12 protein-coding genes are annotated in these 13,024 nt (G+C 63.3%); 9 read left to right on the top strand and 3 right to left on the bottom strand.

Annotated features, from left to right (window positions below; genetic code table 11):
- Positions 1-137 precede the first annotated feature (137 nt).
- Genes IEC33019_RS07410 through IEC33019_RS07420 form a run of 3 tightly spaced genes read left to right on the top strand, consistent with a single transcriptional unit; the run spans position 138 to position 3,571 of the window.
- The gene (locus IEC33019_RS07410) at positions 138-1,241 is read left to right on the top strand and encodes a polyamine ABC transporter substrate-binding protein (RefSeq protein ID WP_099593239.1); all 1,104 of its coding nucleotides are present in this window, start codon (positions 138-140) and stop codon (positions 1,239-1,241) included.
- Positions 1,242-1,277: 36 nt separating this feature from the next.
- Positions 1,278-2,696, top strand: a complete 1,419-nt coding sequence (locus IEC33019_RS07415) for an aminotransferase (protein ID WP_070090898.1) — start codon at positions 1,278-1,280, stop codon at positions 2,694-2,696.
- A 53-nt stretch (positions 2,697-2,749) separates the two neighbouring features.
- Complete coding sequence (locus IEC33019_RS07420) at positions 2,750-3,571, top strand: helix-turn-helix domain-containing protein (RefSeq protein WP_081337384.1); 822 nt, start codon at positions 2,750-2,752, stop codon at positions 3,569-3,571.
- On the opposite strand, the gene IEC33019_RS07425 is transcribed toward IEC33019_RS07420, so the two are convergent.
- Complete coding sequence (locus IEC33019_RS07425; protein ID WP_099593242.1) at positions 3,546-4,481, bottom strand: alpha/beta fold hydrolase; 936 nt, start codon at positions 4,479-4,481, stop codon at positions 3,546-3,548. The two genes, IEC33019_RS07420 and IEC33019_RS07425, sit on opposite strands and share 26 nt — an antisense overlap.
- Before the next feature lie 192 nt (positions 4,482-4,673).
- Between IEC33019_RS07425 and IEC33019_RS07430 the strand changes: the two genes are divergently transcribed.
- Positions 4,674-5,945, top strand: coding sequence for a serine hydrolase domain-containing protein (locus tag IEC33019_RS07430; protein WP_070090896.1), 1,272 nt, complete (start codon positions 4,674-4,676; stop codon positions 5,943-5,945).
- A gap of 164 nt (positions 5,946-6,109) precedes the next feature.
- Here IEC33019_RS07430 and IEC33019_RS07435 read toward each other — a convergent pair whose 3' ends face one another.
- On the bottom strand, positions 6,110-7,495 hold the full coding sequence (locus IEC33019_RS07435) for an aldehyde dehydrogenase family protein (RefSeq protein WP_099593246.1): 1,386 nt from the start codon (positions 7,493-7,495) through the stop codon (positions 6,110-6,112).
- 106 nt (positions 7,496-7,601) lie between these two features.
- On the opposite strand from IEC33019_RS07435, the gene ptrR reads away from it, so the two are divergent.
- The 4 genes from ptrR (at position 7,602) to IEC33019_RS07455 (ending at position 10,757) form a co-directional block, all read left to right on the top strand.
- Complete coding sequence (gene ptrR, locus IEC33019_RS07440) at positions 7,602-8,468, top strand: putrescine utilization regulator PtrR (protein WP_070090894.1); 867 nt, start codon at positions 7,602-7,604, stop codon at positions 8,466-8,468.
- 85 nt (positions 8,469-8,553) lie between these two features.
- Entirely contained in the window at positions 8,554-8,997 is a 444-nt protein-coding gene (locus IEC33019_RS07445) for a hypothetical protein (protein ID WP_070090893.1), read from the top strand.
- A 164-nt stretch (positions 8,998-9,161) separates the two neighbouring features.
- Entirely contained in the window at positions 9,162-9,908 is a 747-nt protein-coding gene (locus IEC33019_RS07450) for a phytanoyl-CoA dioxygenase family protein (RefSeq protein ID WP_070090892.1), read from the top strand.
- A 387-nt stretch (positions 9,909-10,295) separates the two neighbouring features.
- Positions 10,296-10,757: an acyloxyacyl hydrolase gene (locus IEC33019_RS07455; protein WP_371906675.1), complete on the top strand. Its 462-nt coding sequence runs from the start codon at positions 10,296-10,298 to the stop codon at positions 10,755-10,757.
- A 189-nt stretch (positions 10,758-10,946) separates the two neighbouring features.
- On the opposite strand, the gene IEC33019_RS07460 is transcribed toward IEC33019_RS07455, so the two are convergent.
- The gene (locus tag IEC33019_RS07460; protein WP_070090891.1) at positions 10,947-11,837 is read right to left on the bottom strand and encodes a universal stress protein; all 891 of its coding nucleotides are present in this window, start codon (positions 11,835-11,837) and stop codon (positions 10,947-10,949) included.
- A 177-nt stretch (positions 11,838-12,014) separates the two neighbouring features.
- Here IEC33019_RS07460 and hisN point away from each other — a divergent pair, with 177 nt between their 5' ends.
- Positions 12,015-12,806, top strand: a complete 792-nt coding sequence (hisN, locus tag IEC33019_RS07465) for a histidinol-phosphatase (RefSeq protein WP_070090890.1) — start codon at positions 12,015-12,017, stop codon at positions 12,804-12,806.
- The last annotated feature ends 218 nt before the right edge of the window (positions 12,807-13,024 follow it).

Here is a 13,024-nt window from a genome sequence, read left to right on the forward strand (position 1 = left end):
ACCGTGCCGAGCCTTTGGGAGCGCTTCACACCCCAGAATCCAGGCCACCCCACACATTCGGGGTATGTTCCCGCTCAGCGATTGTCCCGATAGTACGTCCACCGGCTCATCCCGAGCAGTCACACGATGGAGTTGCTATGGGCAAGGCACTGAAGGTGATTGGCAGTCTGTTGCTGGCGTCCGCCGCCACGGTCACAGTGGCGGCGCAAGAGGACACCAGCAACACGCTGCGGTTGTACAACTGGACCGACTACATCGGTGAAACCACCCTGGCCGATTTCGAAAAGGCCACGGGCATCAAGGTGATCTACGACACCTTCGATGGCTACGAGACCGTGCAGACCAAGCTGCTGACCGGCCGCTCCGGCTACGATCTGGTCATGCTCAACGCGTCCTTGGTGCCGCCGCTGATCCAGGCCGGGGTGTTCCAACCCCTGGACAAGCGCCAGTTGCCCAGTTGGCACAACCTCGACGCCAAGGTGGTCAACGAGCTGCAAAGCTACGACCCAGGCTTGAAGTTCTCGGCGCCCTACACCTGGGGCAACTCCGGGGTGACCTACAACGTCGAGAAGATCAAGGCACGCATGCCCGATGCCCCGATCGGCTCGCTGGCCATGCTGTTCGACCCCAAGATCGTTTCGCGTTTCGCCGACTGCGGCGTCACCTTGATGGACGCGCCCAGCGAAGTCATTCCCCTGGCCTTGCAATACCTGGGCAAGGACCCGCACAGCGCCGCACCCGCTGACCTGAAGGCCGCCGAAAAGCTGCTGATGGGCATCCGACCCTACATCAAGAAGTTCGATTCGGTGAACTACCTCACCAGCCTGCCCAACGGGGACGTGTGCATGGCCCTGACCTGGTCCGGTGACTACGCCACCGCGCAGGCCCGCGCCGAGGAGGCGAAAAAGAACATCACCCTGGACTTCTTCATACCCAAGGAAGGCTCGCTGATCTGGTTCGACAACCTCTACCTGCCCAAGGACGCGCCCCACGTGGCCAATGCGCACCGTTTCATCGAGTTCCTGCTGCAGCCGCAGACCATGGCCAAGGTGACCAACTATATCCACTACGCCAACAGCAACGGTGCCGCCACGGCCCTGGTGCAGGCCGACATCCGTGACAACCCGGCGATCTACCCCGACGACGACACCCGTGGTCGTCTGTTCGCCCAGAAGACCCAGGCCCCACGGGACATGCGCGCCATCACCCGCGTGTGGAGCACGGTCAAGACCGGTTACTGAGTTCTCTTTCTTCGTTTTCTGCCAAGGAACTGCCTTATGGCCATGCCCAGCAAAGCTTTCGCTTCGACACCTGCCCAGGACGCATTGGTGGAGGCCGACAAGGCCCACTACATGCACGGCTACCACATGTTCGACGAGCACCGGGAACAAGGTGCGTTGAACATCGTGGCCGGGGAGGGCGCGTACATCCGCGACACCGAGGGCAATCGCTTCCTCGATGCCGTAGGCGGCATGTGGTGCACCAACATTGGCCTGGGCCGCGAGGAAATGGCCCTGGCCATCGCCGACCAGGTGCGCAAACTGGCCTATTCCAACCCGTTCTCCGACATGGCCAACGATGTGGCCATCGAGCTGTGCCAGAAGCTCGCAGAACTGGCCCCCGGTGACTTGAACCACGTGTTCCTCACCACAGGCGGCTCGACGGCGGTGGACACCGCCTACCGGTTGATCCAGTACTACCAGAACTGCCGCGGCAAGCCGAACAAGAAGCACATCATCGCCCGCTACAACGCCTACCACGGCTCCACCACCCTGACCATGTCCATCGGCAACAAGGCCGCCGACCGGGTGCCGGAGTTCGATTACGCGCACCCGTTGATTCACCACGTCTCCAACCCCAACCCGTACCGTGCCCCGGATGACATGGACGAAGCCGAGTTCCTCGACTTCCTGGTGGCCGAGTTCGAGGACAAGATCCTCTCGCTGGGCCCGGACAACGTCGCGGCCTTCTTCGCCGAGCCGGTCATGGGCTCGGGCGGGGTGATCATTGCGCCCAAGGGTTATCTGCAGCGCATGTGGCAGCTGTGCCAGACCTACGACATCCTGTTCGTCGCCGACGAAGTGGTGACTTCGTTCGGTCGCCTGGGCACCTTCTTTGCCAGCGAGCAGCTGTTCGACGTGCAACCGGACATCATCACCACCGCCAAGGGCCTGACCTCGGCCTACCTGCCGCTGGGGGCGTGCATCTTCTCCGAGCGCATCTGGCAGGTGATCGCCGAGCCAGGCAAAGGCCGCTGCTTCACCCACGGCTTCACCTATAGCGGCCACCCGGTGTGCTGCACCGCGGCCCTGAAGAACATCGAGATCATCGAGCGGGAGAACCTGCTGGCACACGTTAACGAGGTGGGCGGCTACCTGGAGCAGCGCCTGGCCACCCTGCGCGACCTGCCGCTGGTGGGTGATGTGCGCTGCCTGAAGCTGATGGCGTGTGTCGAGTTCGTCGCCGACAAAGCCAGCAAGGCGCTGTTCGACGACGCGGTGAACATCGGCGAGCGCATCCACCGCAAAGCCCAGGCCAAAGGGCTGCTGGTGCGGCCGATCATGCACCTGAACGTGATGTCGCCACCGTTGGTGATCACCCATGCCCAGGTCGACGAGATCGTCGAGATCCTGCGCCAGTGCATTCTCGATACTGCCCAGGAACTGCGCAGCGAAGGGCTTTATCACGGCCAATGACTCACCTAAGACAGGCTGTGCGCGCACCTGCCCGGCAGGCTAGACTGCCGGGCATGACCCAGCCTACCCCCGATACGCCCATCACCCTGACTTTCAGCGCCCTGCAGCAGTGGCATGCAGCCTTGCAGCACGCCTTCGCCCACAGCGACACGGCCGATGCCCTGGCCCATCTGGGCGCCGCGCTCGGCCAGCTGGTGTCGGTCGAATCGATGATGATCAGCTTGGAATGCCGGGGGCGGGCACCACGGTTGCTCTACCAGCAGGGCATCCCGGAATGCCACCGCGATGCAGTGCTTAATCGGTATTTCGCCGCAGGCTACCTGCTCGACCCGTTCTGCCTGGCGGTGGAAAACGGGTTGGCCGAGGGTTTCTATCATCTGGCCGACATCGCGCCGGACAACTTCTTCGACAGCGACTATTACAAAGCCTATTACCTGGGCACCGGTTGCAGCGAAGACAGCTACTTCATCGCCGACATCGCCGAGGACCGCAAAGTCTCCCTGAGCCTGTTCCAGGGCTGCAGCGGCACGCGCCTGAGCGCTGCGCAACTGGACCTGCTGCGGGCAGTGGAGCCGATGGTGCGCGAACTGCTGGGGCGCTATGCCCGTGCGCACCTGTTGGAAGCCCCTCAAGCTAACGAGCCCGGCGACCTGCAGGCGGCGTTCGACAGTTTCGGCTGCCAGGTGCTCACCGACCGGGAGCGCGAAGTGGCGCACATGATCCTGCGCGGGCACTCGGTCAAGTCCACGGCCATCGAGCTGGGGATCTCACCGGAAACAGTGCGCATGCACCGCAAGAACCTCTATCTCAAGCTTGAGATCAATTCCCAATCGGAGCTGTTCGCCCGTTTCATCGACTGGTTGCGCCAGGGCTGACCCGCGCAGTCTCTTCAGCGGTGCTGGCGAGAAAGGCGTTGATCTGTTCGGCGGCGGCCTGTGGGTGTTCCCAGGCCAGGTTGTGACCGGCATCGGCGAAGGCGTGGAACCTGGCCTGAGGCAGGGCCTGTCGTAGCGCGGTTTGGGCATTGGCGTCGAACAGCGAATCCTGGCTGCCATGCAGGATCAACACAGGTGCCTTGAGTTTGGGCAAGTCACGGCCGAATTCGGTGACCTGCAAGGCGTGCAGCACGCCACGCCAGACCTGCAAGGGCACGGCAGCGCTTTCGACCCGCTCCCGAGCGATGAAGTCCGCATCGACCGGCAGCGGGTTGGCGTACCACTCACGCATGAAGGGCGAGTCGGGGTCGATCGGTGCCTTGAGCGCGGCGATCTGGGTGGCCAGCCAACTGCCTTCCTGGCTCAACTCGGTGGTGGAGCCGGTACTGGATACCAGCACCACTTTGTCGACGCGCTCGGGGTATTGCTCGGCCAAGGTCTGGGCGAGGATGCTGCCCAGCGAGTGCCCCACCAGGCTGGCCTTGGCGATGCCCAAGCGGTCGAGCAGCAGGCGGATGTCATAGGCCATGTCGTTCAGGGCGTAGCAGCATTCGGGCGCGCTGCTGCGGCCATGGCCACGCAGGTCGACGGCGATGATCCGGTAGCGCGCGTCCAGGTAAGGCAGGGTCAAGCTCCAGGAGCGGGCATTGTCGGTGAACCCATGCAGCAGCACCAAGGCCGGGCCTTTCGGATCGCCGGCCTCGTAGTAGGCCAGGGTGGTGCCGTTGGGCAGCAAGGCCTGCTGCTTTTGGCTGGCGAAGCGTTGTTGATCGATCGGTTGTGGCTGGGCATGGCCTTGGGTGGCGAACACGCTCACGGCCAGCAGCAGAGCAGGGGTCAGGCGCATCATGTTGTCTCCAGTCTCCAGGGGGCTGGCCAGGACTATTGTTTTTCTTGAGCGGTGGATCGGTTCCGTTAACGACAAAGGCGCTGTCAATGCTCGCCAAACATACCTGTGGGCGACATGTGTCGTTTCTGGAGTCGCGTTGTGCCTGCATTCGGGCATTCAATGTGCTGCCGGGCTGTCTGTGTGGGAGCTTCTGTGTCTTCGCATCTCTATGACCCAGTCGATCACGACGCGCTACGCGCCGCCTACCTCAAGGTCGCCGACCCGCCCAGCGGGCCGGACCCTGCGCTTGAGGGCATCATGGAGGGCTTACCACCGCCTGCGGATAGACGCGTGGGGCGGCACAACTGGCTGGCCTATCCCTACAGCACCTGGGCGTTTCGCAATGTCAGCAAGTTGTTTCCCACTGAGGCGATCCGCCGCGAAGGCGCAACTCCCGCCCCCTCGCGCCATACCCCCTGGCCCCTGGAAGACCTGGCCTTCGACAGCGTCTGTGGCCTGAGGGTGACCTTGGACATGCACCTGCGAGCCAGCCAGACCTGTGGCCTGCTGGTGATCCGTAACGGTGCGGTGGTCTTCGAACGCACCTACAACGGCCTGCAGGTGGGCGATCGCCATGCCTGGTTCTCGGTGAGCCAGGTGCTGGTCGGGCTGATCGTCGAGGAGCTGATCTACCGCGGCGCCCTGAGCCACGACACCCAGGTGGCGCAGCTGATTCCCGACCTGGCTGGCACCGCCTACGCCAGTGCCAGCGTTGGCCATTTGCTGGACATGGCGGTGGGCGTCGACTACCGCGAGGACTACACCGACCCGACCTCGCACGCTTCGCATTACACCTACGCCAGCGGGTTGATCCGCCCAGCTGACGGGCAGGTGTGCGCGCAGTCACTGCACAGCTACCTGCTGTCGCTGCGTCAGAACCGCGCCCACGGTGGATTCTTCCAGTACGTGACGGCCAACAGCGAGGTGCTGGGCTGGGTCGCCGAGGTGGTCACGGGGCTTGCGTTTCCACGGCTGGTGCAGCGGCTATGGCGCAGCCTGGGGTGCGAGGATGACGGCTTGTACATCACCGATGCCTGGGGGCGGGGCATTACCGGAGCAGGGGTGTGTTCCACCCTGGCGGACCTGGGGCGCGTCGGCTTGCTGCTGGCGAACAAGGGGCGGTTGGACAATCGCCAGGTCCTGCCGGCGAAGCTCTTCGAGCGGATCCTGGCCAGCGCCGAGCCTGCGTACCTGCGCGACAATTGCGATTACAGCCGCTGGCTGCCGGGCGGTGCCTACAAGAGCCAGTTCTACGTGCTGGACGACCGCGCCCTGATGGGCAGCGGCATCCACGGCCAGTACCTGTATGCCGATACCCGCACGCAAACGGTAGTCGTCAAGTTCTCCGCGGCCCGGGAGGCGGCAGGGCTGCTGGACATCGACACGGTGAGGCTGCTGCGGCTGATCGCCGACCTGCAGGTCTGATGATGCGCTCGCCGTTTATGGGGGAGACTGTCTTTCGTGGCTTGCACGGGTTGGTTCGCGGGTAAACCCGCTCCTACAGGTACCGCGGTGCTGTCCAGAGCACCGATGGACCCGGCGGGGGCGGGCTCAGTCGCGAATGCGGCGGCGGCCTTGGTGGGCAGGGATCAGTTGCGATCCAGCCAGACGGTCTGCACGTTGCAGAACTCGCGCACACCAAAGTGCGACAGTTCACGACCGAAACCGCTCTTCTTCACACCGCCGAAGGCCACGCGTGGGTCGGAGGCGCAGTAGCCGTTGATGAACACGCCACCGGTGTCCAGGGCGGCGGTCATGCGCTCGGCCAGGGCGAGGTCGGCGGTGTAGATGGTCGAGGCCAGGCCGAATTCGCTGTCGTTGGCCAGTTCCACTGCATGGTCGGCATCGCGGGCGGTGATGATCGCAGCAATTGGGCCGAACAGCTCTTGCTTGAAAGCGGTCATCTCGGGGGTGACATCGCCGAACACGGTGGGCTCGTAGTAGTTGCCCACGCCTTCGGCCTTGTTGCCGCCGAGCAGCAGGGTGGCGCCTTCGGCCAGGGTCGCCTGGACTTGGCCGTCGAGCTCATCGCGCAGGTCGAAGCGGGCCATGGGGCCGATGTAGGTATCGTCGTGCAGCGGGTTACCCACTTTCAGTTCACGGGTCGCCTCGACGAACTTGCGGGTGAATGCCTCGACGACGCCTTGCTCGACGATCATGCGCTTGGCGGCGGCGCAGACCTGCCCGGTGTTCTGGTAACGGCCGATGACGGCAGCCTTGACCGCCGCGTCCAGGTCGGCGTCGGCCAGGACGATGAATGGGTCCGAGCCGCCCAGTTCCAGCACGCATTTTTTCAGCGCCGCGCCGGCCTGGGCACCGATGGCCATGCCGGCCCGTACGCTGCCGGTGAGTGTGACGGCGGCGATGCGTGGGTCATTGATGGCCCGGGTGACGCCCTCTGGAGTGACGTTGATCACTTCGAACACGCCTTCGGGCAGCCCGGCCTGCTTGAAGGTTTCGAGCAGCAGGTAAGCGCTGCCCATCACGTTCGGGGCATGCTTGAGGACATAGGTGTTGCCGGCCAGCAGCGCGGGCACGGCGCCACGCAGGACCTGCCAGATCGGGAAGTTCCACGGCATCACGGCCAGGATCGGCCCCATCGGACGGTACTCGATGCGGGCTTTCTCGATCTGGGTCGGCTCCGGCGCAAGCATGGCCGGACCGTGTTCGGCGTACCACTGGCACAGGCCGATGCACTTGCTCACTTCACCACGGGCCTGGGTGATCGGCTTGCCGATCTCGCGGGTGATCATCTGGGCGAAGGCTTCGTGATTGGCTTGCAGGGCGCCTGCCAGGGCGAGCAGGTATTCACTGCGCTGACCCAGCGACACCTGGCGCCACCGGCCAAAGCCTTGCTTGGCGCGTTGCAGCGCCGCTTCCAGTGCGGCGTCGGTGTCGAAGGCGTAATGGCCGATCCGTTCACCGCTGTGCGGGTCGACGGAAATGGCATGGGTCAGGCTGCTGATCTCGCTCATGGCGGGTTCCTCGTTGTTGTATCCGACTGAGGCTCAGACTAGTGGTGTGCGGTTTTAATGAAAACTGAATAATAATGAGCGAAACATTCACGAATGGAGAAAGACCGTGGACCTGGTGCAACTGGAAATCTTCAAGGCCGTGGCCGAGCACGGCAGCATCAGTGCTGCGGCGCAGCAGATCCATCGCGTTCCGTCCAACCTGACCACGCGTATCAAGCAACTGGAAGAGGACTTGGGCGTCGAGCTGTTCATCCGGGAAAAAAGCCGGCTGCGGCTGTCGCCGGCGGGTTGGAACTTTCTCGAGTACACCCGGCGTATCCTCGATCTGGTGCACGAGGCGCGTTTGACCGTGGCCGGCGAGGATCCCCAGGGCACCTTTGCCCTGGGATCGCTGGAAAGCACGGCGGCGGTGCGCATTCCCGGGCTGCTGGCGGCCTACAACCAGCGTTTTCCCAAGGTCGACCTGGACCTGTCCACCGGCCCGTCGGGCACCATGCTCGAAGGGGTGCTGTCCGGGCGCCTGGTGGCGGCGTTCGTCGACGGTCCGGTGCTGCATCCCACCCTTGAAGGCATGCCGGTATTCGAGGAGGAAATGGTCATCATCGCGCCGCTCAATCATGCTCCGGTGAGCCGTGCCCGCGATGTGAACGGGGAGAGCATCTATGCCTTCCGGGCCAACTGCTCCTATCGCCATCATTTCGAAAACTGGTTTGTCCAGGACCAGGCGGTGCCGGGCAAGATCCATGAGATGGAGTCCTACCACGGCATGCTGGCCTGCGTAAGCGCCGGTGCCGGCCTGGCCTTGATGCCACGCAGCATGCTCGACAGCATGCCAGGCTGCAGCACGGTGAGCGTCTGGCCGTTGTCGGAGGATTTTCGCTACCTCAAGACCTGGCTGGTGTGGCGCCGGGGCACGGTCTCGCGCAGCCTGAGCATGTTCGTCAAGCTGCTGGAGGAGCGGCGCACGGCCTGACCGACGGCCACCCCCGGGCCGAACACCACTGGCGACGTGGCGTCGAACATTGTGTAGACCATCCCCTCGAAGGGAGGAATGCACCATGCGCAAACACCATTACGGGCTGTGCGCCGCCTTGCTGGTGGCCTTGGCCTTGCCTTGGACCCTCGCCGCTGCGGCCGACCTGAACGCGCCGATCGATCCGCAGGCCGTACAGTTGCAACCGCAGGAGCAGAACGGCGTGCGTTACCTGCAAGGCGGAATCGGCCAGGATGAAGCCAATGCCTTGCGTCGCACCACCGGCTACGACCTGCACGTCACCTTGTCCGTTGGCGCGGACGACAAGTTCCAGAGTGGCGCCACGGTGGATATCCAGAACGCCCAAGGCCAGCCGGTGCTGGCGTTGCAGGATGTCGGCCCACTGTTATTCGTGCAATTGCCGCCAGGGCAGTACCGGGTCACCGGCAATGCCGATGGGCAGACCGTGCAGCAACAGGTGACGGTGAGCGGCAAATCCCCCGCCAATGTGAGCCTTCACTGGCAGTGAAGAGCCCTTGAATGCGTAGGAGTACATTTGTACCCCTACGGGAATCAGCCTATAGGCCAGATCGTGGCCTCCTGCAGGAGGAAGCGATCGGGCCTATATTTTTTGAACGATCCTGATTCCGCGTCCTTCTGATATTTCAGCAGAGCGCCTGCCGGAGCATGGCCATGAACCTGGAAACTCAGTTGAAATCGCTGGATGAATGCGGCTACGTACTGATTCCAGGCGTTCTGGAGCCACTGCGCGTTGCCCTGCTGCGCTGCGCCATCGACGAGTTGCAGCCGCTTCATTGGGATTACCAAGGGCTGTTGGAACACTACAAATGTGTGTTCAACCGCAATCCGCTGTGGTTGTCGTTCCTGGACCTTCCGCCATTGATCGATCTGGCCGAGGCCGTCCTGGGGCACGACTGCCACGTGATCGGCCAGACAGCCTGGCGCAGCCATCCCGGCTACCCCGGAATGGGGCTGCACCTGGATTACCTGCCGCTGGAGTTGCCGGACTGGATCCGCGCCCGCAAGGACTACTGCCAGCCGGTCCAGATACTCACAGCGCAGTTGTATCTGTGCGATGTCGATGAGTCCGTTGGCCCGACGCGCATCGTGCCAGGTAGCCACTTCGCCGGCCGCCCGCCTCAGGAGGGCGAGGACAGCTGGCTGGGGCAGGGCGCCAGGGAGATACGCTGCCATGCCGGTGATGCGCTGGTGTTTCGCAGTGACCTGTGGCACGGCGGTGGTGCCAATCACAGTGCAGGGGATACGCGCGACATGCTGCAAGTGCACTATGGCCGGCGTATGGTCGCGCAGAAGTTCTCGCCCTATTTGACCTGGCACTTCAACCCTGACGTGCTGGAAGAGGCGACGCCCCGGCAGCGGCGTTTGTTGGGTGAGCACGAGGAGTCGGTGTATGACTGAGGGGCCTGCCGACAGCCTCTGCGGGAGGCAAATTAGTCGGCATGTTTAAGGTAATTCTGAGGGGCCTTTTGGCGCTGCGATATAAAAATTCTGCGCAGCGCCTGGATTATTTACAAATGTGCAACAGAGTGTTTTATCCGTAGGTGGCAAACAACCTTTCAACTTTTTGTTTGATTGGCCGATAATCCAAAAAGTATTACGTCTTGTAACGTGGTTGGATGCACGCGATTCAGGACACTAAAAAGGAGGGGCAAAAGCCCCCCATTTGGAATCAAGCCGGCAGATAGTGCGCTGGCTTGTCCGTGAAGACCATCAGGAGATTCATAGATGAAAACCCGTCTCGCCGCTTCGCTGGCCGCCGCCGTCCTGGCTTTCGCCGGCGCCAACATGGCCCAGGCCGCACAAGTGTCCGGCGCCGTTGGCGCCACCGGCCAAGGCGACATGACCTACCGTATCGGCCTGTCGTTCGACTGGGACAAGAAGTGGTTCGAAAGCAACACCGGCCACCTGACCGGTTACTGGGATGCGGCCTACACCTATTGGGAAGGCGGCGAAGCCAGCGGGGCGCACTCGCTGTCGTTCAGCCCGGTATTCGTCTATGAGTTCAGCGGTTTTACCTATACGCCGTTCATTGAAGCCGGTATTGGTCTTGCAGCCTTCTCCAAGACCGATGTGGGTGATCAGCGCCTGGGCTCTTCGGTCAACTTCGAAGACCGCATCGGCTTTGGTCTGAAGTTGCCAGCCGAACAGAAGATCGGCGTGCGTGCGATGCACTATTCCAACGCCGGCCTCAAGCAGCCTAACGACGGCATCGAGTCCTACTCGCTGTACTACAGCAAGGGCTTCTGATCCCCATCGAGCAGTAGCGCGGCTGCAGGAGCGCTACGCGTTGCCTGGCACCGGCTGCGCCGGTCTTCGCGGGTAAACCCGCTCCTACAGGGATCACCGCCAATCCTCTGGGAGCGGGTTTACCCGCAGAAAGGCCAGCGCAGGCAACGCGAGACAACGGCTTTAGCACGCCTGCAACGTCTCTGCATGTCAGCGCACCGCCTTGATCGCCAGCACATTGCACAGCGGATGCTCCACCACATGGGCGGTGGTGCCGCCGAGGAAGGTCTGCATCGCATCGTGACGATGGCTGCCCATGACGATCACATCGGCCCGGCTGTGGCTGACGAACTGGGCAATCGCGCGGATGGCCGGCCCTTCGAGAAAATGCCGACGCTCAAGATCGATCTGATGATGATCGCCCAGGCGGTTGAACGCCGCGCGTTGGGCCGTGCGTACGCTGCCGTCGAAGCCTGGCATGGTCACGGTACCGGCGCCGAAGTCGGCGATATGGGTCTTGGCCGCGTCGCAGACGTGCAACAGGTGCAACTCGGCGTTGCATTGCAGGGCCAGGGCATGGGCGCAGTGGATGACCTGTTCGTCCAGGTGCTCGCCGGCACCATGGCAGTTGAGATCGACCGCCGCGGCGATCTGCCGGGGCAGGGGCAGGCGGATGTCGCTGACCAAGTGCACGGCCACAGGGCTGTCCTTGAGCAACTGCCAGTCCAGCGGTGTCACCAACAGGCGTTTGAGTACGGGTTCGTGCTGCACGTCCTTGATCAGCAAGTCGCAACCCAGGCGCTCCACCTGCTCCAGCACGCTGCCCAGCGGGTCGCGGGTCAGCAGCAACTCGGTGGACACATCCAGTCCGGCGTTGCGTAACTGCTCGACTTCATCGGCCAGCCACTGACGGTTGTGCTCAAGCAGCCGCTCACGCTCGCGGCTGTCGCTCATCAGACCAAAGGTGTCGATATCGTCAACGAACACGTTGATATCCAGCAGGGCTCCGCTGGATTCGGCCAGCGCCGCGGCCCGTTGCAGGGCAGGTGTATGGCGCATCTGGGGGCCGAGCATCACGAACAATCGCTTGAACTGGCTCATCTCATACCTCCACGTGTGGCAGCCCCCAAACTGCCCGTGCCGGTTTACGCGCCAAGCGGCGCCCAAGTTTCTCTCTCAGTCTAGACGCTGGTGGCTGATGGGCCCTGCGCCGATGCCTCCAGTGCCCGGTGACTGGGGTATGATGCGTGCCTTTTCTCCTACATCGAGGCCCGATCCATGTCCCTGAGCGTTGAACAGATTGGCGAATTCCGCGCCTTCGCCGAGCAGTTGGCCGATGCCGCCGCTGCGGCGATCAAGCCGTATTTCCGTGCAAGCCTGGACGTCGAGGACAAGGGCGGGCGCTTGTACGACCCGGTGACCGTGGCCGACAAGGCCGCTGAAGAGGCCATGCGTGAGCAGATCCAGGCACGCTACCCGGCCCATGGCATTCTCGGGGAAGAGCAAGGCGTGGCCACAGGCAGCAGCCCGTTGACCTGGGTGTTGGACCCGATCGACGGTACCCGCGCGTTCATCACCGGCCTGCCGCTGTGGGGCACGCTGATCGCCCTGAACGACGGCGAACGCCCGGTGGTGGGGGTGATGAATCAGCCGTTCACCGGCGAGCGCTTCGTCGGCACCCCAGAGGGCGCCTGGCGCAGCGGCACGCCGCTCAAGACCCGCGCCTGCGCCGATCTGGCTTCGGCAACCTTGATGTGCACCACCCCGGACATGTTCGACACCCCTGAGCGCAAGGCGGCCTTCGAGGCGGTGGCCGGCAAGGCGCGGCTGATGCGTTATGGCGGCGACTGCTATGCCTACTGCATGCTGGCCTCGGGCTTTGTCGATGTGATCGTCGAAGCGAGCCTGCAGCCGTATGACGTACAGGCGCTGATGCCGATCATCGAAGGCGCAGGCGGTGTGATCACGGCCTGGGACGGCAGCTCGGCGCAGAATGGCGGCTGTGTGGTGGCCTGTGGCGATCCGGTGCTGCATGCGCAGGTGATCGAAATGCTGCGCCACGCGATGTGATCGCTTCGCGGGTGAACCCGCTTGGTTCTGCGGTGCTTCCAACAACACCGCTGTACCTGTGGGAGCGGGTTCATCCGCGAAGAGGTCGGTGCAAGCAACACAAGGCCGTTGTTCTCTCAAACGTTTCGCTTGCCCACCGCACTTTTCTCCATTCGCACGCTCTATCAATGGCCAGGCTGAGCCGATGCCCGACCCAGCCGTTGATCCCAGACCCCGGT

Origin of the sequence: Pseudomonas putida, assembly GCF_002741075.1 — a bacterium.
Lineage (GTDB): Bacteria > Pseudomonadota > Gammaproteobacteria > Pseudomonadales > Pseudomonadaceae > Aquipseudomonas > Aquipseudomonas putida_T.

What these genes read in the sequence shown, in the direction of transcription:
- IEC33019_RS07450 (WP_070090892.1), top strand. Translation starts at nt 9,162, where the DNA reads ATGAACCTGGAAACTCAGTTGAAATCGCTGGATGAATGCGGCTACGTA.
- IEC33019_RS07410 (WP_099593239.1), top strand. Translation starts at nt 138, where the DNA reads ATGGGCAAGGCACTGAAGGTGATTGGCAGTCTGTTGCTGGCGTCCGCC.
- IEC33019_RS07445 (WP_070090893.1), top strand. Translation starts at nt 8,554, where the DNA reads ATGCGCAAACACCATTACGGGCTGTGCGCCGCCTTGCTGGTGGCCTTG.
- IEC33019_RS07425 (WP_099593242.1), bottom strand. Translation starts at nt 4,481, where the DNA reads ATGATGCGCCTGACCCCTGCTCTGCTGCTGGCCGTGAGCGTGTTCGCC.
- IEC33019_RS07435 (WP_099593246.1), bottom strand. Translation starts at nt 7,495, where the DNA reads ATGAGCGAGATCAGCAGCCTGACCCATGCCATTTCCGTCGACCCGCAC.
- hisN (WP_070090890.1), top strand. Translation starts at nt 12,015, where the DNA reads ATGTCCCTGAGCGTTGAACAGATTGGCGAATTCCGCGCCTTCGCCGAG.
- IEC33019_RS07455 (WP_371906675.1), top strand. Translation starts at nt 10,296, where the DNA reads ATGGCCCAGGCCGCACAAGTGTCCGGCGCCGTTGGCGCCACCGGCCAA.
- IEC33019_RS07420 (WP_081337384.1), top strand. Translation starts at nt 2,750, where the DNA reads ATGACCCAGCCTACCCCCGATACGCCCATCACCCTGACTTTCAGCGCC.
- IEC33019_RS07460 (WP_070090891.1), bottom strand. Translation starts at nt 11,837, where the DNA reads ATGAGCCAGTTCAAGCGATTGTTCGTGATGCTCGGCCCCCAGATGCGC.
- IEC33019_RS07415 (WP_070090898.1), top strand. Translation starts at nt 1,278, where the DNA reads ATGGCCATGCCCAGCAAAGCTTTCGCTTCGACACCTGCCCAGGACGCA.